The sequence below is a fragment of the Geoanaerobacter pelophilus genome (genome assembly GCF_018476885.1).
GTDB lineage: Bacteria > Desulfobacterota > Desulfuromonadia > Geobacterales > DSM-12255 > Geoanaerobacter > Geoanaerobacter pelophilus.
The window spans coordinates 78,335-96,374 of record NZ_JAHCVJ010000008.1; the positions used below are offsets into that span (position 1 = coordinate 78,335).

Annotated in this window: 20 protein-coding genes; 16 read left to right on the forward strand and 4 right to left on the reverse strand. The window is 53.6% G+C overall.

Translation table 11 applies throughout. The annotated features are described in order from the left end of the window. Nucleotide 1: 1 nt before the first annotated feature. From KI809_RS17100 to KI809_RS17150, 11 genes are all read left to right on the forward strand, one after another. Nucleotides 2-1,066 carry an AI-2E family transporter gene (locus KI809_RS17100; protein WP_214172811.1) on the forward strand — a complete coding sequence of 355 codons (1,065 nt, stop codon included), beginning with the start codon at nt 2-4 and terminating at the stop codon, nt 1,064-1,066. Continuing rightward, complete coding sequence (locus KI809_RS17105; RefSeq protein ID WP_214172812.1) at nt 1,050-3,221, forward strand: heavy metal translocating P-type ATPase; 2,172 nt, start codon at nt 1,050-1,052, stop codon at nt 3,219-3,221. Before KI809_RS17100 ends, KI809_RS17105 begins: the two co-directional genes overlap by 17 nt. 32 nt (nt 3,222-3,253) lie before the next feature. Then, nucleotides 3,254-3,745: a rhodanese-like domain-containing protein gene (locus tag KI809_RS17110; RefSeq protein WP_337833333.1), complete on the forward strand. Its 492-nt coding sequence runs from the start codon at nt 3,254-3,256 to the stop codon at nt 3,743-3,745. Beyond that, nucleotides 3,742-4,170, forward strand: coding sequence for a MauE/DoxX family redox-associated membrane protein (locus KI809_RS17115; RefSeq protein WP_214172813.1), 429 nt, complete (start codon nt 3,742-3,744; stop codon nt 4,168-4,170). The genes KI809_RS17110 and KI809_RS17115 overlap by 4 nt, the downstream gene beginning before the upstream one ends. 73 nt (nt 4,171-4,243) lie before the next feature. Further along, nucleotides 4,244-4,831, forward strand: a complete 588-nt coding sequence (plsY, locus tag KI809_RS17120; protein ID WP_214172814.1) for a glycerol-3-phosphate 1-O-acyltransferase PlsY — start codon at nt 4,244-4,246, stop codon at nt 4,829-4,831. A gap of 8 nt (nt 4,832-4,839) precedes the next feature. Continuing rightward, on the forward strand, nt 4,840-5,913 hold the full coding sequence (gene mltG, locus KI809_RS17125; protein WP_246559478.1) for an endolytic transglycosylase MltG: 1,074 nt from the start codon (nt 4,840-4,842) through the stop codon (nt 5,911-5,913). Further along, entirely contained in the window at nt 5,882-7,828 is a 1,947-nt protein-coding gene (locus KI809_RS17130; RefSeq protein ID WP_214172816.1) for a response regulator, read from the forward strand. The genes mltG and KI809_RS17130 overlap by 32 nt, the downstream gene beginning before the upstream one ends. A 113-nt stretch (nt 7,829-7,941) precedes the next feature. After that, complete coding sequence (hpnJ, locus tag KI809_RS17135; protein ID WP_214172817.1) at nt 7,942-9,369, forward strand: hopanoid biosynthesis associated radical SAM protein HpnJ; 1,428 nt, start codon at nt 7,942-7,944, stop codon at nt 9,367-9,369. Then, entirely contained in the window at nt 9,366-10,229 is an 864-nt protein-coding gene (hpnK, locus tag KI809_RS17140; protein WP_214172818.1) for a hopanoid biosynthesis-associated protein HpnK, read from the forward strand. Before hpnJ ends, hpnK begins: the two co-directional genes overlap by 4 nt. Next, entirely contained in the window at nt 10,223-10,603 is a 381-nt protein-coding gene (locus KI809_RS17145) for an EamA family transporter (protein ID WP_214172819.1), read from the forward strand. Before hpnK ends, KI809_RS17145 begins: the two co-directional genes overlap by 7 nt. A 229-nt stretch (nt 10,604-10,832) precedes the next feature. Then, nucleotides 10,833-11,189 carry a hypothetical protein gene (locus KI809_RS17150; RefSeq protein ID WP_214172820.1) on the forward strand — a complete coding sequence of 119 codons (357 nt, stop codon included), beginning with the start codon at nt 10,833-10,835 and terminating at the stop codon, nt 11,187-11,189. Nucleotides 11,190-11,243: 54 nt separating this feature from the next. On the opposite strand, the gene KI809_RS17155 is transcribed toward KI809_RS17150, so the two are convergent. Then, nucleotides 11,244-11,606: a S41 family peptidase gene (locus KI809_RS17155; protein ID WP_214172821.1), complete on the reverse strand. Its 363-nt coding sequence runs from the start codon at nt 11,604-11,606 to the stop codon at nt 11,244-11,246. 122 nt (nt 11,607-11,728) lie between these two features. Here KI809_RS17155 and asnS point away from each other — a divergent pair, with 122 nt between their 5' ends. From asnS to KI809_RS17180, 5 genes are all read left to right on the forward strand, one after another. After that, nucleotides 11,729-13,114 (forward strand): asparagine--tRNA ligase, encoded by a 1,386-nt coding sequence (gene asnS, locus KI809_RS17160; RefSeq protein WP_214172822.1) that lies wholly within the window; start codon nt 11,729-11,731, stop codon nt 13,112-13,114. A 15-nt stretch (nt 13,115-13,129) separates the two neighbouring features. Then, nucleotides 13,130-13,414, forward strand: coding sequence for a hypothetical protein (locus tag KI809_RS17165; RefSeq protein WP_214172823.1), 285 nt, complete (start codon nt 13,130-13,132; stop codon nt 13,412-13,414). A gap of 141 nt (nt 13,415-13,555) precedes the next feature. Continuing rightward, nucleotides 13,556-14,080 (forward strand): RNA polymerase sigma factor, encoded by a 525-nt coding sequence (locus tag KI809_RS17170; protein WP_281416930.1) that lies wholly within the window; start codon nt 13,556-13,558, stop codon nt 14,078-14,080. After that, nucleotides 14,077-14,448 carry a hypothetical protein gene (locus tag KI809_RS17175; RefSeq protein ID WP_214172824.1) on the forward strand — a complete coding sequence of 124 codons (372 nt, stop codon included), beginning with the start codon at nt 14,077-14,079 and terminating at the stop codon, nt 14,446-14,448. The genes KI809_RS17170 and KI809_RS17175 overlap by 4 nt, the downstream gene beginning before the upstream one ends. Beyond that, entirely contained in the window at nt 14,396-14,935 is a 540-nt protein-coding gene (locus KI809_RS17180) for a DUF3106 domain-containing protein (protein WP_214172825.1), read from the forward strand. Before KI809_RS17175 ends, KI809_RS17180 begins: the two co-directional genes overlap by 53 nt. A gap of 640 nt (nt 14,936-15,575) precedes the next feature. Here KI809_RS17180 and KI809_RS17185 read toward each other — a convergent pair. From KI809_RS17185 to KI809_RS17195, 3 genes are read right to left on the reverse strand one after another with little or no spacing between them, the layout of a single operon-like run. Further along, nucleotides 15,576-15,815: a hypothetical protein gene (locus KI809_RS17185; protein WP_214172826.1), complete on the reverse strand. Its 240-nt coding sequence runs from the start codon at nt 15,813-15,815 to the stop codon at nt 15,576-15,578. A 27-nt stretch (nt 15,816-15,842) separates the two neighbouring features. Continuing rightward, on the reverse strand, nt 15,843-17,540 hold the full coding sequence (locus KI809_RS17190; RefSeq protein ID WP_214172827.1) for a hypothetical protein: 1,698 nt from the start codon (nt 17,538-17,540) through the stop codon (nt 15,843-15,845). A 26-nt stretch (nt 17,541-17,566) separates the two neighbouring features. Further along, nucleotides 17,567-17,842, reverse strand: coding sequence for a hypothetical protein (locus KI809_RS17195; protein WP_214172828.1), 276 nt, complete (start codon nt 17,840-17,842; stop codon nt 17,567-17,569). Nucleotides 17,843-18,040: the final 198 nt, after the last annotated feature.

Consider the following 18,040-nt stretch of genomic DNA (forward strand, 5'->3'; position numbering starts at 1 on the left):
GATGGAACGGCTATCGGCTCATGTGCGCATTTACTGGTTGTGGGCGGGCTTTTTTCTCCTTTTGCTCGCTGCCAGCCTGTTGCTGCGCCATACGCTTTCAGCCGTTCTCACCTCCCTGGCGATTGCCTACCTGTTAAACCCTTTGATGAAATATATGGAGGCGCATGCCGGATTTCCTCGCTGGCTCTCCTTGATCCTGTTGTATTTGATTGTGCTGATCGGGTGCTTCTTCGCCTCTTTCGTGCTGGTCCCCTACACCGGCAACCAGATAGATCTGCTAACCCTTTCCCTGCCGGGGTACATTCAGAATCTCAAGAGTGCGGTCAATGCCTGGCGGACGGAACTCTCTTTCTACTACACCTCTGATGAACTTGCCTGGCTGACGCAACAAGCCACGGAAATACTCAATCACCTGGCTGCCGAGGTCTCCGGCAAGGGGTACGAGCGGGTCAAAGGGCTCGGTTTTGCCCTGTTCGATCTTTTGCTGGCGCCGATCCTGGTCTTTTTCCTGTTGAGCTACAAGGAGTCGGCAAAAAAATTCCTCATCGGCCTGATGCCTGACAGCAGTCGTGGCGGTCTGATCAAAATCGGCAACAAGATCAACCGGACTCTGGAGCGTTTTCTCTATGCCATGCTGCTGGACTGCATCCTGGTGGGGATACTCTGCTCGGCGGCTCTGTACCTCCTTGGGGTCGATTTCGCGCTGCTCAACGGCATGATCGCCGGCTTCTCGACCGTTGTGCCCTTTATCGGGGCCACCATCTCGGTGATCCCCCCGATACTGATCGGTTATCTGAACAGTGGCGATCTGATGCTGATCCCCAAGATCTGTGGTGTCTATTTTCTGATCCATGTGGTAGTCGAAGGGAACCTGATCAAGCCGCTCCTGATGCGGGGCGCCCTTCACCTGAACCCGCTTGCGGTGATCTTTGCCCTGATGGCCTTAGGTGAGATCATGGGATTCTGGGGAGTTGTTCTGGCAGTGCCGCTGACAGCGGTAATCAAGATCTGCAGCGATGACATTCATGCAATGCTGCTGGAGAAGAGTGATGTCAAGGCGCCTTAGATACTCCGTAACCGGCATGTCGTGCGTCAACTGCGCTGCCCGGATCGAGAAGGAACTCTCTGCCACCACCGGCATCATTCATGCCTCGATCAACTTTGCCATGGAAGAGTTGTTGGTTGAGTATGAGAGCGGCGTTATCAAGCCACAGGCAATAGAAGCGCTAGTCAAAAAACTTGGCTACGGGATAAAGACTCATGTTGCCGGTGATAGCGGTCCGGCTGACGAAAAATCTTTTGTCCGTCAGCGCAACTGGTTTGTCTTGAGCCTTGCTCTGTCCCTGCCGATAATGCTCACCATGTCCGTGCACGGCAATAGCGCCGTCGGCTGGATGAACCTGGTGCTGGCCACGATTGTGCAGTTTACTGCCGGTCTGACCTTTTACCGGGGTTCGTGGTATGCCCTTAAGAGCAGAAGCGCTAACATGGATGTGCTGGTAGCGTTGGGGACTTCGGCAGCTTACTTCTACTCGCTGTTTGCTTTTCTCTCCGCCAGCCATGAAGGGGTTTTCTTTGAGACCTCTGCCATGCTGATCGCTTTTATCCGCCTGGGAAAGTATCTTGAAGCCCGTGCCCGGGGCAAGGCCGGCGAGGCTTTGAGAAAGCTCCTTAAGCTGCAGGCCGACCGGGCAAGGCTTGTCGTGGACGGCACGGAGCGGGATGTGGCGGCGTCGGAGCTGAAGATCGGCGATGTGGTGCTTGTCAGGCCTGGCGAGACCATACCGGTTGACGGCGAGCTGGTTGATGGTCGCACCCTGGTGGACGAATCGATGGTTACCGGTGAAGCGATGCCGGTTGAGAGGCGGGCCGGAGACGCGGTTGTCGGGGCAACTATCAACCAGAGCGGCACCATAAGGGTTCGCGCCACCAGGATCGGCGAAGAGACCTTGCTGGCCCAGATTGTCCGTCTGGTGCAGGATGCCCAGGCAGACAAGGCGCCGATCCAGAGATTTGCCGACCGGGTTTCGGCTGTATTTGTACCGGTTGTGGTCTCGCTTGCCATGATGACCTTTGCCGGTTGGTTTTTGTTCAGCGGCCACGGCTTTCTCTTTGCCTTCAAACTCGCCATTGCCGTAATTGTCATTGCCTGCCCTTGCGCCATGGGGCTTGCCACTCCTACGGCAATCATGGTGGGGAGCGGGGTTGGCCTCAGCCGGGGTATCCTGATAAAAAGGGGATCGGTGCTGGAGCAGATTTCCCACATCCAACTGCTTTTGTTGGACAAGACCGGTACCATTACTGTTGGCAGACCAACCCTAAGCACTGTGCTTGCGGTCAAAGGTGTTGACGAGGAGCGACTCCTGGAATGTCTTGCCGCTGCCGAATCACAATCGAACCATCCTTTGGCCAAGGCAGTTGTCGAGGGTGCTGCTAAAAGAGGGGTATCGTTTGGCGAAGTGACCAATTATGAGGAGCGGGGGGGATTCGGCATCTCCTGCAGTTACAACGGCATGCGCCTCATTGCCGGTAACAGCCGTTTGATGAGCGAAGAGGGTGTGGAAACAAGCCAGCTGTCCGAACAGGCAGAGAGGCTGGCCCGCGAAGGGAAGTCGCTGGTCTGGATAGCTGCCGGTCGCATGCTGGTTGGTCTGGCGGCCCTCGGCGATCCGATCAAGGAGACCTCTGCCCGGGCGATTTACGACCTGAAGCTTTTGGGTATTCCCTGCACCATGATCACCGGCGACCACAGCTCTGTTGCCGCGGCTATCGCCACGCAGGCAGGGATTGGCAAATTTGAGGCTGAAGTCCTGCCGGAGCGCAAGCAGAAGGTGGTTCAGGAGTACCAGCGGCAGGGGCTGGTTGTCGGGATGGTTGGCGACGGGATCAACGACGCCCCGGCGCTTGCTCAGGCCGATGTCGGCATTGCCATCGGCGGCGGTACCGATGTGGCTAAGGAGACGGGCGACATTGTGCTGATCAGGGATGACCTGCTGGATGTGGTCCGGGCGGTGAAGCTGGGTAGGGCAACCCTGGCCAAGATCAAACAGAACCTTTTCTGGGCACTGTTTTACAATATCCTTGGGATCCCTGTTGCAGCCGGGATGCTGTACTTTAAGTTCGGTATTACGCTGAGACCTGAACTGGCAGGGTTGGCCATGGCACTGTCATCGGTCTCGGTGGTGACCAACTCGCTGCTGTTGAAACGGGCGAAACTATAAGCTTGCCGGAAAACTACAGAGGGGTAAATGCTGTGAAACCAGAGGTTAAACAGTCGTTGTTGGGAATAATTGTGGTGGTGATTCTTGCATCAATGATCGGCATCGGCCTGAACTGGAAGCTGCTTGCCAATGCCTGGAGCGGCAAGGTGGTGGCAAAGTCGCCAGCCGGGTCTTCTCAGTTGGCAATCCCTCTGCCGCTTGGATTGATGCAGGTGAAGGAACTGTTCGACAAGAAGGAAGCGATCTTCATTGATTCCCGCGACCGGAACACCTATGCCGCCGGTCATATCAAAGGGGCAATATCCCTGCCGCTGCTGGAGGCCGGTACCCTGGTGGCCGAATTCAGTGGCCGAATCCCCAATAACGCCATGCTTGTTGTCTACTGTAATGGCTATGCCTGCGAGGACAGTGTGGAACTGGGCAAGCAGCTCCTTGCTGCCGGTTACGCAACGGTTTATTATTTCGACGGTGGTTTCCCGGCCTGGCGCGATGCCCGCTATCCCACTGCAGGGGGCAAGCAATGACCAGCGGGCTCCTCAAGCACGGTGTAGCCATTGCCCGGATCGTCCTCGGCGCGATTTTTCTCTATGCCGGCGCACTCAAAGTCGCTGACCCCAAAGCCTTTGCTGGTAGCATTGAGGCCTATCGACTCCTGCCCTACTTCGGCAATTACCTTGCTGCTTCGATTATTCCGTGGATCGAGATCATCTGTGGCTTGGTGCTGGTTACCGGTTGGCGGGCAAAGCTCGGTGCGACAGTCACCATCCTGCTCAATCTGGTTTTTATCGCGGCAATGGTCTCTGCCATCGCCAGAGGGCTGGAGATTGATTGCGGCTGCTTCAAGCAGGGGGCCAAGGATCCGCCGCTTCTGGCGATCGGTCGCGATCTCGTGTTCATTGCAATGGCGGCACTGGTTCTCTGGCAGGACCGACGCAATGCAACAGATTGACCTCGCTTGCAGTCGGGTAATAAATGCATTACCATGCCCTGTTTTTTTTGTATCACGTTGTCAGGAGCAATAAGTGACAGTTGAACTCATTATTGTAATAGCCGCTTACCTTGTGGGCTCCATCCCGACCGGATTGCTGCTGGCGCGCCTGATGGGTGGCGTTGATATCCGGACCACCGGCAGTGGCAACATTGGGGCAACCAATGTCAGTCGTACCCTGGGTTGGAAGGTGGGCGTCTTGACATTGCTGGGGGACTGCCTCAAGGGGGTTGTCCCGGTCCTGGTCGCGCGGCATTTCGGGGTCACGGAGGGGTGGCTCGCCCTGACTGCCTTTGCCGCATTCGCCGGGCATGTCTATACCGTTTTTCTGCGATTCAAGGGGGGGAAAGGGGTTGCCACTGCCCTTGGCGTGTTCCTGGCGCTTTCTCCGCTATCGGTGGCCGGTGCCGTGGTGATCTTTGCGCTGATGCTCTGGAAGTGGCGCTATGTATCACTTGGTTCGATAACGGCGGCGGCCGCTATGCCTCTGCTGGTGGCTCTTATTGATCGGAGGGGACTGATCTTCCTCATGTCAATCGCCATTGCCACCATTGTTATCTGGAAGCATCGCGAGAATATCAGCCGCTTGAAAAGCGGCACTGAGAGCAAATTCAAGGGATGAGACCAGCTTTGGGCAGACTTTTTCCGCAACAGTACCGTAAGCCTGTTGTCTCGGCCATTGTGGCATCGGCTCTGGTTGCGATGGTTGCCGTAAGTTGCCTGATGCTTCCGCCAGGGGATGGCTCAAATGTTCAGCTGGTTGATTGCGGGAAAGGGGCCCCTTTGGCGCGCGCCGCAGCGGAGATGAAACGCAAGGGAGTAATTCGCAGTGCCACACTCCTTGTTGTCCTGGCGAGAATCAAAGGAATTGATGGTCAGGTGCAGGCCGGTACCTATCAGTTGAACGATGGGATGTCCCTTAGCGAAATCCTGCGCAAGATGGTTGCCGGAGAAATATATGCCAATCGTTTTGCCGTGCCTGAGGGGTATTCGATCTACCAACTGGCCGAGCTTCTGGAGAGCCGCCGGATCCACCCCAAGGTTGATTTTCTAGCAGCTTGCAGTGATAAAGGGGTGATGCAGGAGTTTGGTATCCCGGGAAATACGGTTGAAGGGTATCTGTTCCCGGCAACCTACAATATAATGCCGAACATGAAACCTGTGGATACTGTGCGAATGATGTTGCGCCAGTTTGAAAAGGCTTGCGGCCAGCTGTCTCCCCAGCTTGCGCGGGGCAGCGCTCGTCATCGACTGGTGACCATGGCCTCCATTGTTGAAAAGGAGGCTGTTGATCCGAAAGAGCGACCGCTTATTGCCTCGGTGTTTTACAACCGTCTCCGGAAGGGGATGCGGCTGCAGAGCGACCCTACAGCTGTCTACGGCGTCAGGCCGTTTGCCGGGAAAGTTTCCGGAGATGATGTTCATCGGCTCTCTCCGTACAATACCTACCGGATAAAGGGGCTTCCTCCGGGACCAATCGGCAATCCGAGCGCCGGGGCGATTCAGGCTGCCATGAAGCCGCAAACTTCGCCATATTATTACTTTGTTGCCAAAAGAGACGGCACTCATTTTTTTTCAACGACGCTTGACCAACACAACATAGCTGTGACAAAGTATCTGAAAAATAAAGGCAGGAATATTTCCTCATCTGGAGATGTTCCGGGATTGCGCAATGACCACCCGAATTTTACTGACGGAAGATAACGAAGCTCTTGCTCATATGCTGGAGCGGTTTCTTGTCGCTCAGGGGCATGAAGTGCTTTTGGCGAAAAACGGCGCCGAAGCTCTGAACATGCTGGCTTCCCGGGAAGTCGATCTTCTGGTGCTTGATCTGAGACTGCCCGAAGTAAGCGGGATCGAAGTGCTGCAGAGGTTGCGCAGGACACCGAGAGGCGCCACTTTGCCGGTGGTAATCATGACCGGTTACTACAAGGGCGAGAAGTTTGCAGAAGGGGCGAGGCGCCTCGGCGTTACGCATTACCTGGAAAAGCCCTTCAGTCAGCAGCATTTTCTGAAGGCGATTCACGAAGCCCTTTCCGGGCAGACCAAGACCCGCAGCGAATCCGCCACTTTGCTCTCAACACTGGTTGATATCTACTATTCCGGGAAAAACGGGACGCTTAAGCTGAGGCAAGGGCCACCGCTGGCAATCCTGCAGGGCGGGGTGGTGTCTTTCTTGTCAAGAAGCCGCGATGAATTTGCGGCGCATCTGGTTGCCAGAGGCAAGCTTGCTCTGGAGGAGCGCAACCTGTTTGTGGTCAGCGGAGAAGGGCGAATCTTTCTTACCCAGGCCGGATATCTTCCCTATGATGAGCTTGTTGAAGAATCCCGCAGCTTTATGGTCCGGACGCTGCTCGATGCCATCATGGTAAATACATCGGCAGAGTTTGTCCCCGGACTGCCGGAACTGGAGCCGCCGCTTGTGCCCCTGCAGTTGCCGGAGCTTCTCTATGAGGCTTTTGCCGGCCATGCGCTCGGTTTTAATGCCGATAGCTTTCTCTCCCGGTTTGGTCACCTGTTCCCTGCCAGGACAGCCAACTTCTACCGCCAGGCGAACTTGGTATCAATGAGCCAGGATGATATTGCCACGCTTAATCTGATTAACGGACGGCGTCTGCTGCATGAGATTGTAGGGCAAGGGACCCAACGGGCTGCCGCCGCCTCTTTTTGCTACTTTCTCAAGGTGATGCGCTTCGTAACGCTCAATCTGACCCCGAGTGACGAGGAGGAGGCCGGCTTTCGGATAAAGGCCCTTTACAACCGCCCGATCGAGGAAGATCTTAATGGAGTTGAGGAGCAATCGGAACGCTTTGATGATCTGGTGGCGGAAATCTCCGGTTCGGTTGAACTTGCCGTCGGCAATGAAGGGATGGCGGCCCCGCTGTTAAGCTCGGTAATAAGCTTCGAGCAACAGGTTCAGCGGGATTATTCATATGTCAAAGAGAAGAATTACTATGAGCTGTTGGGGATGACCCCAGGTTCTTTTACCTTCAACACCCTGAAGGATTCATATTTTTCCAAGACAAGACCTTATTCGCAGGAACGTCTCATGGAGCTTTCCGGGCCGGTGCTGGAGATGGCCCAAGAGGTGTTGTCCGTGTTGTCTACGGCCTACAATACCTTGTCGAACGTGGTTTCTAAGGAGCGTTACGACGAACTCCTGCATTCGGACAAGGTTGGCTTAGATGGCAAGCAAGACGATAAGCTTCAGGCCAAGGTGCAGTTTCAGTCAGGCAAGGTTTTCCTGGAGATGAGCGAATTTGCCAATGCCGAGAAGGCGTTCCAGGATGCCTATCGTCTTGAACCGGATGTTGCTTTGCATTCGGCGTTCCTTGCCTGGGCAATATACAGCAATCCGTCAAACAAAGGTTCGAAGGCATCATTCGACAAGGCACGAACCTTGTTGGCCAAATCGCTGCAAAACGGCAAGCATTCGGAAGCGTACTCATTCAGGGGATGGATGCTGCTGGATGAGGGGAGAGAAGGATTGGCGGAAGGCGAGTTCCAGAAGGCCCTGAAGTTGAATCCACGGGACAGTCTCGCCCTTAAAGGCGTTCAGCAGATATCGGTTCATCGGCAGTCAGAAAAGAAGGGGCTGTTCAGCAAGTTCTTCGGGTAATTCCCGCCATATTAACCAGTTCTTGCCATAATGACCTTGACAAATTTTCTCCCCACTTTTAATCTACGAGTTTATTTTTTCCCTTGAAAAGCCAATAGTTCTCAGGAGCAGTTATGAAGCCGTTGTTTTTAAACCCCCCCACCTTCGAGGATTTCGATGGCGGTGCTGGTGCCCGTTACCAGGCCTCGCGCGAGGTCACCTCTTTCTGGTACCCAACCTGGCTCTGCTACCCGGCAGGAATGATTGAAGGGAGCAGGGTGGTTGATGCCCCGGTTCAACGCCTTGATCTTGCTGCCTGCCTAGCCATTGCCAAGGATTTTGACGTTGTCGTCATGTACACATCGACGCCGACACTGGCAATAGATGTTGCTACCGCGCGGGCAGTCAAGGCGCAGAAACCGTCGACTATCACGGTACTCACCGGTCCCCATGTCACCATTCTTTCCGAGGATTCGCTGCTGTTTGCCGGCGATGCGGTTGATATCGTTTGCCGCGGCGAGTTCGATTACGCCATAAAAGAGCTGTGTGAAGGGCGGGAATGGGAGCGGATCGACGGCATCAGCTTCCGGAAAGAGGGGAAAGTGGTGCATACCGCCGACCGTCCCCCTATCGAGGATCTGGATGCTCTCCCTTTTGTGGCGCCGGTCTACAGGCGCGATCTGCCGATCAGCGAATATGTTATCCCGCATTTCAAGAATCCCTATGTTTCCATTTACTCCAGCCGCGGCTGTCCCTCCAAATGCATTTATTGTCTCTGGCCGCAGACCTTTTCCGGCCAGAAGATGCGTACCCGTTCGCCGCAAAATGTCTATGAAGAGATCAAATGGATTGTCGACAATATTCCGGAGATGCGTGAGCTCTCCTTTGATGACGATACCTTCAGTGCTGACCGGAAACATGCCCGTGCCGTTGCCGAACTGATCAAGCCTTTAGGCATCTCCTGGACGATCAATGCCCGTGCCAACTGCGATTACGAGACGCTGAAGATCATGCGCGAGGCAGGACTCCGTCATCTGGTGGTTGGTTATGAGAGCGGTAACGAACAGATCCTGAAGAACATCAAGAAGGGTGTGACCAAGGAGCAGGCGATACAGTTCACCAAAGACTGCAAAAAGCTGGGGCTCTCCATCCATGGCGCTTTTATCATGGGGCTTCCCGGGGAAACCCGTGAGACCATCCGCGAGACCATCGAGTATGCCAAGCAGCTTGATCTGAACTCCATCCAGGCATCGCTGGCCTCACCGTATCCAGGCACCGAGTTTTATACCCTTTGTCAGGAGCAGGGTTGGATCGCTTCCGATGATTTCATCGACAGCACCGGCCATCAGAAGTGTGTCATCAACTACCCGCATCTTTCCAATGCAGAGATCTTCGCTTCGGTCGAGGAGTTTTACAACAAGTTCTATTTCCGCCCCAAGTACATTGCCCGGAGTGTTATGAAGATGATAACCGACAGCCAGGAGCGGAAGAAACTGCTGAAGGAAGGCAAGCAGTACCTTGATTACATGAAGAAGCGCAAGCAGTCGCAGCAGTGTAAATGAAGGAGCTGATTGTCAATGCCGATGACTTCGGCCTGTCCAGCGGTGCGAACCGGGCAATCATCAAGAGCTGGCAAGAAGGGGTGCTGACCAGCACCTCGCTGATGGTTGGCGCTAACGGGTTTGAAGAGGCCGTGGCCCTTGCCCGGCAAAACCCAGGATTACAGGTCGGGCTGCACCTGACGTTGGTTCAGGGCCGGTCGGTGGGTGCTAGAGCCGGTTTTCCTCCTCTGGCTGACTCGGGCGGCAATTTCACTCATGACCCGGTTTATGCCGGGATGAGGTATTTTTTTGTCAGATCTCTCAGAAAGCAGCTTGCCTCTGAGATCGAGGCCCAGATAATCCGCTTTCTCGAAACTGGCCTGCCTTTGACCCACATCGACGGGCATCTGAATATTCATATGCACCCGACCGTCTTTGACATTCTCTGCAAGCTGATGCCGAAGTATGGGATAACCACATTTCGTCTTTCGCGCGAGAGGCTGGGAGTGGATCTGGAGCTTGCTCCAAGGCGGAGACTGGGCAAGTATGCCGACGCCTACATCTTTGACCGGCTTGCCAGGCGTTGCCGACCGATGCTCGACCAGCTTGGCATTAATTACAGCGTGGAAGTAAAAGGTCTGCTTAACTCCGGGCAGATGACAGAGGATTATTTTTTGAAGGCACTCGATATAGTGCAGGACGGGATAACGGAGATCTATTTTCATCCTGGCTGCTGTCCGGACCAGGAGCTTTCAAAGTGGATGCCTGACTATCGCCATGAAGATGAACTCGCGGCACTGACCAGCCACCGGGTTATGGACAAGATCAGGTCATCTGGAATTGTCCTCCGCAATTATCGTGGAGAGGTGAAAGAATGCTGAAGACATTTATAATCATGATGCTGGCTGTAACCGCCGGCACTGTTGGAGATATCCTCCTTGCCAAGGGGATGAAGGAGATGGGCGATATTTCGGCCATGAGCCTGCGCGGCATCTTGAACGCTGCTTACCAGGCTCTTACCAATCCGAAACTGATTGTCGGGACCGCGATGCTCGCGATCTTCTTCTTTCTCTGGCTGGCAGTGTTATCTTGGGAAGACCTTTCTGTCGCACTGCCGATGCAGGCCCTGAACTATGTGCTGGTTGCATTTCTTGCCCAGTTTTACCTGGGCGAGCATGTTTCGCCGCTCAGATGGACCGGCATAGCCCTTGTTTGCGTCGGAGTGATGCTTATCACCAAAAGCAGTAGTTCTTAACCTCAAAACCGGTGCCAGCACAGTCGTTGTTCAGCTAATGAACATATTCCTCGAAGGAATCCTCTGCTGGTAATTCTTATGAATGGTTTCCATTTTGTAACATGTTTAAATGACTGTGTTATTTGGATTAGTTTGAAATAATGCCGTGACCTGCATTTTGGGCATCGTTTTCGTAATGTCCGTGTAAAAGGCTGAAGCTCAGCCCAAACCATGGACAGGAGGAATTCAGATGTCTCAATTTGTATTCATCTCTCTCACGTTTGCTGCGGTGGTTTCCTGTCTCATGGCTCTCAGGATTTATGGCGACTGGATTACCATAACGACTTTCGGAGATAGCGGCGAATCAGCTCCTCTTTACAAATTGCGGGAAGCCCTGACGTGCTGGATTGCCCGTCATCTCTTTTGCGCCATTGCTGCAACAATACTCTGCGTTATGATCAGATTAATCCCCTCTTTGCACGCATTTCCCGGCGCTGATGCCATCCTGGCCGGATACGGGGTGTTGTCGCTTCTTTTTGCCTCGCTAGACCATGCTCTTGCTCAACAGGCACAGGTCGCTTTGAAGCAGGTAGACCCAAGCCGCTGAGTATCTGTAAAACAGTACTTAAATAACAAAAGGGAGCTCCAAAGCTCCCTTTTGTTATTTATGAGGTAGTACCAGTTGTCTTCGCGTCAGAATGAAGACCCGCGGTTTCTTTTCACCAGGCCTCAGGATATTGATCTGTACTTTGGTTCCAGCTTCTCCTCTTAGACGATAATCCACCATTTGTCTGAAATCACTCCCTTTAGTTTGTTTCCCGTCAATATGGGTAATGATATCTCCTGGTTTTATCCCGGCGAGGTGGGCTGGGCCGCCGGCTACAAGCTGGCGAACCGCGATCCTGCCGTCAGCCCAAGGGATGCCGTCGATACCGATGCCACCAAAGTTTTTCAGGTCTGCGGCATGTCCGACGCCGATAACAGTGAGGCAGAGTATCCCTGCGGTAAAGAGTTTTCTTATCATAACGTGGTAACCATAGTATCCTTGACCGCTGCCTGTAAAGCAGAAATTTTTGGGTTACGGTGCAATGTAAGAATGGATTGTGTTATGCTACAAAGAAGTCAAAATTGGGTCAAGGAGCGGGCATGTCCGTAAGAATGAGGATCAGTAAGGTGTTGGCTGATTGTTGTCCTGGAAACGACACTAATATCGCTGGATGGGTCCGGACAGTAAGGTCCGGCAAGGAGATAACATTTCTTGCTGTCAATGATGGCTCGTGCCTGGAGAGTCTGCAGGTGGTTGCTGACCCGGCTCTTGATAATTATGAGGCTGTTTGCCGTTTGGGAACCGGCAGCTCGGTAAGGGTGACAGGGGTGCTTCAGGAATCACCTGCTTCGGGCCAGCGCATCGAGCTCCGCGCCACCGAGATTAAGATCATCGGCGCTGCTGATCAGGACTACCCACTGCAGAAGAAACGCCACAGCTTCGAATTCCTGCGAGAGATCGCTCACCTTAGGCCACGGACAAATACCTTTGGTGCGGTTTTTCGGACTCGCTCCGCTCTTGCCCAAGCGGTTCATCGCTTCTTTGCCGAAAGGGGGTTCATCTATGTCCATACCCCCATCATAACAGCCAACGATTGCGAAGGTGCTGGTGAGCTGTTTCGGGTTACCACTCTTCCGTTCGAAAAGCCACCGTTGGTTGATGGCAAGGTGGATTTCGCAGAAGATTTCTTTGCCCAGGCCACCGGTCTGACTGTCAGCGGTCAGCTGGAGGGTGAGCTGTTTGCCCTGGCTTTTTCAGACATATACACTTTTGGTCCTACGTTTCGGGCCGAGAATTCCAATACCCCGCGCCACGCTGCCGAATTCTGGATGATAGAGCCTGAGATAGCTTTTGCCGATCTGATGGCTGATGCGGCTTTGGCCGAGGACTTCCTCCGCTTCCTATGCCGCTTCGCCCTTGAGGAGTGTAGCGCAGACATGGCTTTTTTCGATGAACATATCGAAAAGGGGATTGTGAAGCGGATTGACGCAGTGGCCGACAGTTCCTTTGCAATAATGGATTATTCCGAGGCGATTGGCCGGCTCGAAAAAGCCCCAGTTTCCTTCCAGTATCCGGTTTCCTGGGGGCTGGACCTGCAGACCGAGCATGAACGGTATATTACCGAGCAGATTGTTGGGGGACCGGTTTTTATTATCAACTATCCCAAAGATATCAAGGCATTCTATATGCGACAGAACGATGATGGCAAGACAGTGGCTGCCATGGACCTGCTGGTGCCGAAAGTCGGAGAAATAATCGGGGGGAGCCAGCGAGAGGAACGTCTGGATCTGTTGCAACAAAGGATGCTGGAAACCGGAGTTAATCCGGAAGGGCTCTGGTGGTATCTTGACAGCCGGCGCTGGGGCTCATGTCCTCATGCGGGGTTTGGTCTAGGCTTTGAACGACTGGTTATGTACCTTGCCGGGATGGAAAACATTCGCGATGTTGTGCCGTTTCCGAGGACACCCAGGCACGCGGAATTCTGAAACAGGGGAGGGAAGATGTCTGACGCGCTTAAGCAGGTGATTGTGCTCTTTGTCTTTTTCGGGGTTCCTGGTCTGGTCGGCGCTTGGATCGCTTCGACCAAGGGCCGGAGCATGTTGTTCTGGTTATTTCTCTGCGGGTTTTTCCCCCCGACTCTTATGGTTATCATATTTCAGGGGCCCTTAAGGGAGGTGGCAGGACATTATCGTCAGTGTCCTGCCTGCCAGGAAATGCAAGCCTGGAAGCTTACCGAGTGTAAGTACTGTGGGGCCAGGATGTCGCCTACTCAGGCAGGGCCATAGACTGGCTTTCTTTACCTGAGTTCGTCGTAAATTTTCATTTAGAATTATTTTGTCAACCTAATAACTTATTGATCGTTAGGTTAAATATCGGCAGAGGAAAATTCTGCTGTCATGGAGTGAGCGCTGGGAACTTCTGAAGAACTGAACTGCTTCCTGGCCGAAGTAGAGCGAAGGGCCTTCCGGATGGCATATCTTGCGACCGGGTGTCAGGACGATGCATTGGACGTGGTGCAGGACGCAATGCTCGATTTTGTCAGGCGCTACGCAACAAGACCTGCTGAAGAATGGCGGCCACTGTTCTATCGCATCAACCAGAATCGGATCACTGACTGGCACCGACGGACAACAGTCCGGAACCGGTTTCGGAGTTGGTTCGGGATGGGGCATGACGATGGCGATGATGGCTTTGATCCAGTTGAGGCTTTTGCGGATCCACGTGGTGAAACCCCGGCATCCGAGCTTTTGAATCGTGAGCTAGGCCAACAGCTGGAAAAGAGTGTGCGCCAGTTGCCGCTTCGTCAGCAGCAGGCTTTTCTCCTGAGGGCTTGGGAAGGGCTCGACGTCGCCCAGACCGCAGTGGCAATGAAATGTTCTGAGGGGAGTGTTAAGACCCATTATTTTCGTGCAGTAAATGCTTTGCGCAACGTTCTGGAGGAGTATCGGTGATGCGTGGAGATCGGATCGACAATGAAGACGCCTTGCAAAGGGTACGAATTGTCCTAAATCAGTCAACTGAAAGCCTGCCTGAAGAAGTTGTCATTGCTTTGCGCAGCAGCCGCTTCAAGGCGGTGGAGTTGGCAGAGAAGCGGGAGCGGAGCTTGCTGGGCTTTGTGCCGCGCTGGGTTACTGCCAGTGGGGTGGCTACCCTTGCCATCCTTGTTGTGGCGGTATCGCTTTGGCTTTCGCCGCTTCGGACGCCCCCATCGGTAAGCCCGGATGACGAACTGGAGGTTGTGGCTTCCGGTGAGCAGTTGGAGCTTTATGAAGATCTCGAATTCTTCATCTGGCTGGCGGAGCGAGACCGTGGCCGCTAGTTTTTCACTTGTTATGGTGCTCATCGTCTTTGCTGCCGGGATTGCGTTCGGTGATCAGGGGAATCGGATTCCATGGGGGAGCCTTCCTCGTGAAGACAGGGAACTGCTGGGACGATATGCCGACCGTTGGGACCGGCTTTCGCCTGATCGGCAGGAACGGTTGCTCAGAGGTGCCGAACGGCTGAGTAAGATGACACCTGAAGAGCGCGCCGAGATCAAAGAGCGCTCCAGAAGGTATCGCGAACTCCCGTCTGACCGCAGGGAACTTTTGAAAAAAAAGGCTGAAGAGTTTCAAAGCTTGCCGCCGCAAGAGCGAGACCGGGTAAAGGAACGATACCGATGGTACAAGAAACTACCTTCGGAGGACCGTAAGGCGCTCCGCGATAAGTGGCATTCACTCCCCCCTGATGAGCGCCAGTATCTCAGGAACGAGAGGCGGAACAGTCAACCTGATGCCGGGAGAAGAGGTCGGGAGAGGGAGCACTGACCGGTCATCTTAGATACGGAAGCTCAGATTGCTAGCCTCATTGATTACCCCGTTGCCGTTCAAATTGTGAGGGAAATAGCATGGTTGGACTCCATAAACTGGGATTTCTCGTGTTAAGCCTGTAGCAACTAGCATGAAGGTCTTTTTTCTTGCATTATTCCCCCATCAACTGACTGGCAAGTCTTCATTATTTAGACTTGCGACAAACTGGTTTCCAGCCCCGGAGTGGACAAGCCACTTTCTGTCTTGTTGCCATTAGCGATATGGCAACAATCCATATGAGCGCTTCTGCTGCCCATATCTATATGTTTAGCCTCATGACGGCTGCTCTTTGCCTGTCCTAAACAGAAAGGACGAGTCAGGCAGCTGCGGCATGTCTATCCTGTCCGAATAGAGGAATGCAGTCCCCTCCTCGCGGGTATGATGAGTGCGGAGTTTTGTCAGTTTCGTTTTCTGGGTTGTATCCATGCTATGATATATATCGGCCAATGCCCTAGCATACTCGTACGACAGTTGACCATCAAGCTCCCCATAGCGCCGGCCGAGTTGCTGAATAGCCCCAAAAGACGGGCCATTCCCTTTCAGGAACTCCCTGAGCCGGGTAATAAGTAACCTCCACCTGTATCAACTGGTCAGATCGTTATTTTCTCCTGTTTGCCTTGTCTGTCTTTACTTCGTTTCTGAATTTTTCATGACACGCTTTCAGCGCTTCCTGATTGCCGGCAGCCTGAATGCAAGCTCGTTCTTCCTGAAGGTGGATAATCCGTTCCTCAACTCGCTTGAGTTGAGCAGTTTTTTTCTGATCAAAATTCGTTTCCGCTGATGCCATTGATGCAAGGAATGCCACTGCCGTCATTGTTGCTGCTAATGCGCTCTTCATCCTTTTCCTCCTCTGGTTGATATTGCACTATTGGAAAAATATGGAAGCATCGCCGATGTACGACGCTGCTGTCGCATCCGGAATCGGTGTTGAATAAAGGTAATAGGTGGCTGTGGTCGAGAAATCGAAGAGAGTGCCGTCGCTATAGGCGCCGGCCATGATCTGTTTGCGGAGATCGAACAGTTTGGCTTTCTGGGCCATTGAAAGGGTCACGTACACCTCCGCCATCACTTTGGCGTAGTTGTAGTTGTTCTCTCCATCCAGATCACCATAGGTGCCTGAAAGCGCCATTACCTGGTTGTAGATCGATTTGCTGCTGTCGGTTTTGGTCAGTAGCTGCCTTAGCAGCGTGGCGATCTGGGTCCTGATGCCGACTATGTTGGTGCTGCCGGCGTAGAGGTTGTTCCTCTGAATATCCACCAGACCAGACATCTTTGCTGCCTGCGTTGCATCCACATAGCCATAGTTGCTGTCACTCAGCGCCCTCCCTGCCGTGGCAGTGAGCTGCTCGTCAATGCTGTACCCCTCGTGGCCGATGGCCGGGGCGTCCTTGATGAAGAAAGAACCGTAATAAGTGCCGTGACGCTCAGGACAGAAGTAGACGTCGGCCTCTATCGATCCGGCATACCAGCTGAACAGATCGCCGGCATAGGTCATGACAGCTACGGAAGATCCCTGTGGCAGGGATTTCATCTTTGCTGCGACAGCAGATTTGATCGGATCGACGCTGGTGTCAGGCCAGGATTTCCACCCTTTGCCCTTCATGGCGGCAAAGTAAGCCTTCTGACTGTCGGTAAGCGAATTAAGAACTTCAGCATACAAAACAGCGCGGTCATAACTGATCTGCCCATCAATAAGGTAGAGCGCCCGGGATGAAGCCTTCACAGCACTCAGGCTCAGGCTGCTTTTGCCTGATGGCAACGTGCCTTCCAGCAGGAGACGGAATGCCTTCATTAGCGGGAACCGCTGGGCGCCGTAGTCCTCGATATCTGCCTGTTGCGCCGTGGCCAGAGCTGATAACTTAGCGAACTGCGAATCATTCAGGACATAAATGACATTTTCGGCCACGCGGGTGAGAAAGCTGGTGTTGTGCCCCATGTTGTCCGGGTCGTTGTCGCGCAGGTACTGGAATCCGGTGTAATCAGCCACCTTTCCTGGAGGGAAGAACGACTGGGCACCGATGTTGCCGGTCACCATTGCCAAGGCAGAGAAGGCGATCGTTGTACGCTGGGCGCCGTCGGACAGGGTCTGCTCCATGTTCATGGAGACACCCTTGGAGTTCATGGTGACAGTTCCGGCAGCGGTTGTCTTTCCGGCTTGGACAGTAACCGATAAGCAGGTTCCCTGGTGTGTTTCGTTTCCGGAAGCGTCAAGCCCCTTTATTGTGACTGTCCGACCAGTCCCTACCGGTACCCCGGTGATGGTTATGGTATTACTGACAATAGAGCTGACACCGAAATCCTGCTGGATTGGCATTGCCATATCAGTGGCAGAGACAATGACCCGCAAGGTAGTAACACCGGAAGGCAATGCTGCGGCAACTGATTTTGCCGTTACTGAAATTGCGTTCCAGTCGAGCACTACCGCAATCGAACCGGTGGTGCTGCTTGCTGAATTTGACGTCGTTCCCTGACTGCTCGAGCCCCCTCCGCCGCAACCGGCAATAAGAACTGCTATCAGCAATGCAAACAGTGACGTTATGATCTTAACCGGATTGGATTTCATGGACTCGCTCCTTTCAGTGAAATAGTTTACTGGTTCCGATCACGACGTTCCTTGTCTTGCTGTGGGCGCTGTGGCCGGTACTTTTCCCGGCAGGACTGAAGCTCGTCATGTGATTGAGCTGCTTGAACACATGATTTCTCCAGTTGGGAGTTCGCGATTCTCTCCTCGATATGCTGGGCAATCTCGGCTTTTTTCTGTACCAGTGTCTGTCCTTGCCCTTTTGGCGATTTTGTGGAATCGGCGGCGAATGAGGAGGTGAAAGATACGATGGTGAGCGATGCAACGATCAGTGTGGTTTTCATGACGTGATCCTTTGGAATGGAATTACGTGCAGTTGCCTTTTCTGTTAGCTTCAGACTACACCGATCCCCCTTAAAGTTGCGTCAAGGTGCCGCATGGTTGCGTAAAGTTGCATTAAGTTGTGTTAAGAGATCCGGTGATCTCCATGGACTTTCTTTGGTTGTGATAAAGGAACGCCCCTGCATCACGTAAGGAGATGG

Bases quoted from the DNA above. Each gene is read 5' to 3' on its own strand.
- KI809_RS17100 (WP_214172811.1), top strand. From the start codon at position 2: ATGGAACGGCTATCGGCTCATGTGCGCATTTACTGGTTGTGGGCGGGC.
- KI809_RS17105 (WP_214172812.1), top strand. From the start codon at position 1,050: ATGTCAAGGCGCCTTAGATACTCCGTAACCGGCATGTCGTGCGTCAAC.
- KI809_RS17115 (WP_214172813.1), top strand. From the start codon at position 3,742: ATGACCAGCGGGCTCCTCAAGCACGGTGTAGCCATTGCCCGGATCGTC.
- KI809_RS17130 (WP_214172816.1), top strand. From the start codon at position 5,882: ATGACCACCCGAATTTTACTGACGGAAGATAACGAAGCTCTTGCTCAT.
- hpnJ (WP_214172817.1), top strand. From the start codon at position 7,942: ATGAAGCCGTTGTTTTTAAACCCCCCCACCTTCGAGGATTTCGATGGC.
- hpnK (WP_214172818.1), top strand. From the start codon at position 9,366: ATGAAGGAGCTGATTGTCAATGCCGATGACTTCGGCCTGTCCAGCGGT.
- KI809_RS17145 (WP_214172819.1), top strand. From the start codon at position 10,223: ATGCTGAAGACATTTATAATCATGATGCTGGCTGTAACCGCCGGCACT.
- KI809_RS17150 (WP_214172820.1), top strand. From the start codon at position 10,833: ATGTCTCAATTTGTATTCATCTCTCTCACGTTTGCTGCGGTGGTTTCC.
- KI809_RS17155 (WP_214172821.1), bottom strand. From the start codon at position 11,606: ATGATAAGAAAACTCTTTACCGCAGGGATACTCTGCCTCACTGTTATC.
- asnS (WP_214172822.1), top strand. From the start codon at position 11,729: ATGTCCGTAAGAATGAGGATCAGTAAGGTGTTGGCTGATTGTTGTCCT.
- KI809_RS17165 (WP_214172823.1), top strand. From the start codon at position 13,130: ATGTCTGACGCGCTTAAGCAGGTGATTGTGCTCTTTGTCTTTTTCGGG.
- KI809_RS17180 (WP_214172825.1), top strand. From the start codon at position 14,396: ATGAAGATCTCGAATTCTTCATCTGGCTGGCGGAGCGAGACCGTGGCC.
- KI809_RS17185 (WP_214172826.1), bottom strand. From the start codon at position 15,815: ATGAAGAGCGCATTAGCAGCAACAATGACGGCAGTGGCATTCCTTGCA.
- KI809_RS17190 (WP_214172827.1), bottom strand. From the start codon at position 17,540: ATGAAATCCAATCCGGTTAAGATCATAACGTCACTGTTTGCATTGCTG.
- KI809_RS17195 (WP_214172828.1), bottom strand. From the start codon at position 17,842: ATGAAAACCACACTGATCGTTGCATCGCTCACCATCGTATCTTTCACC.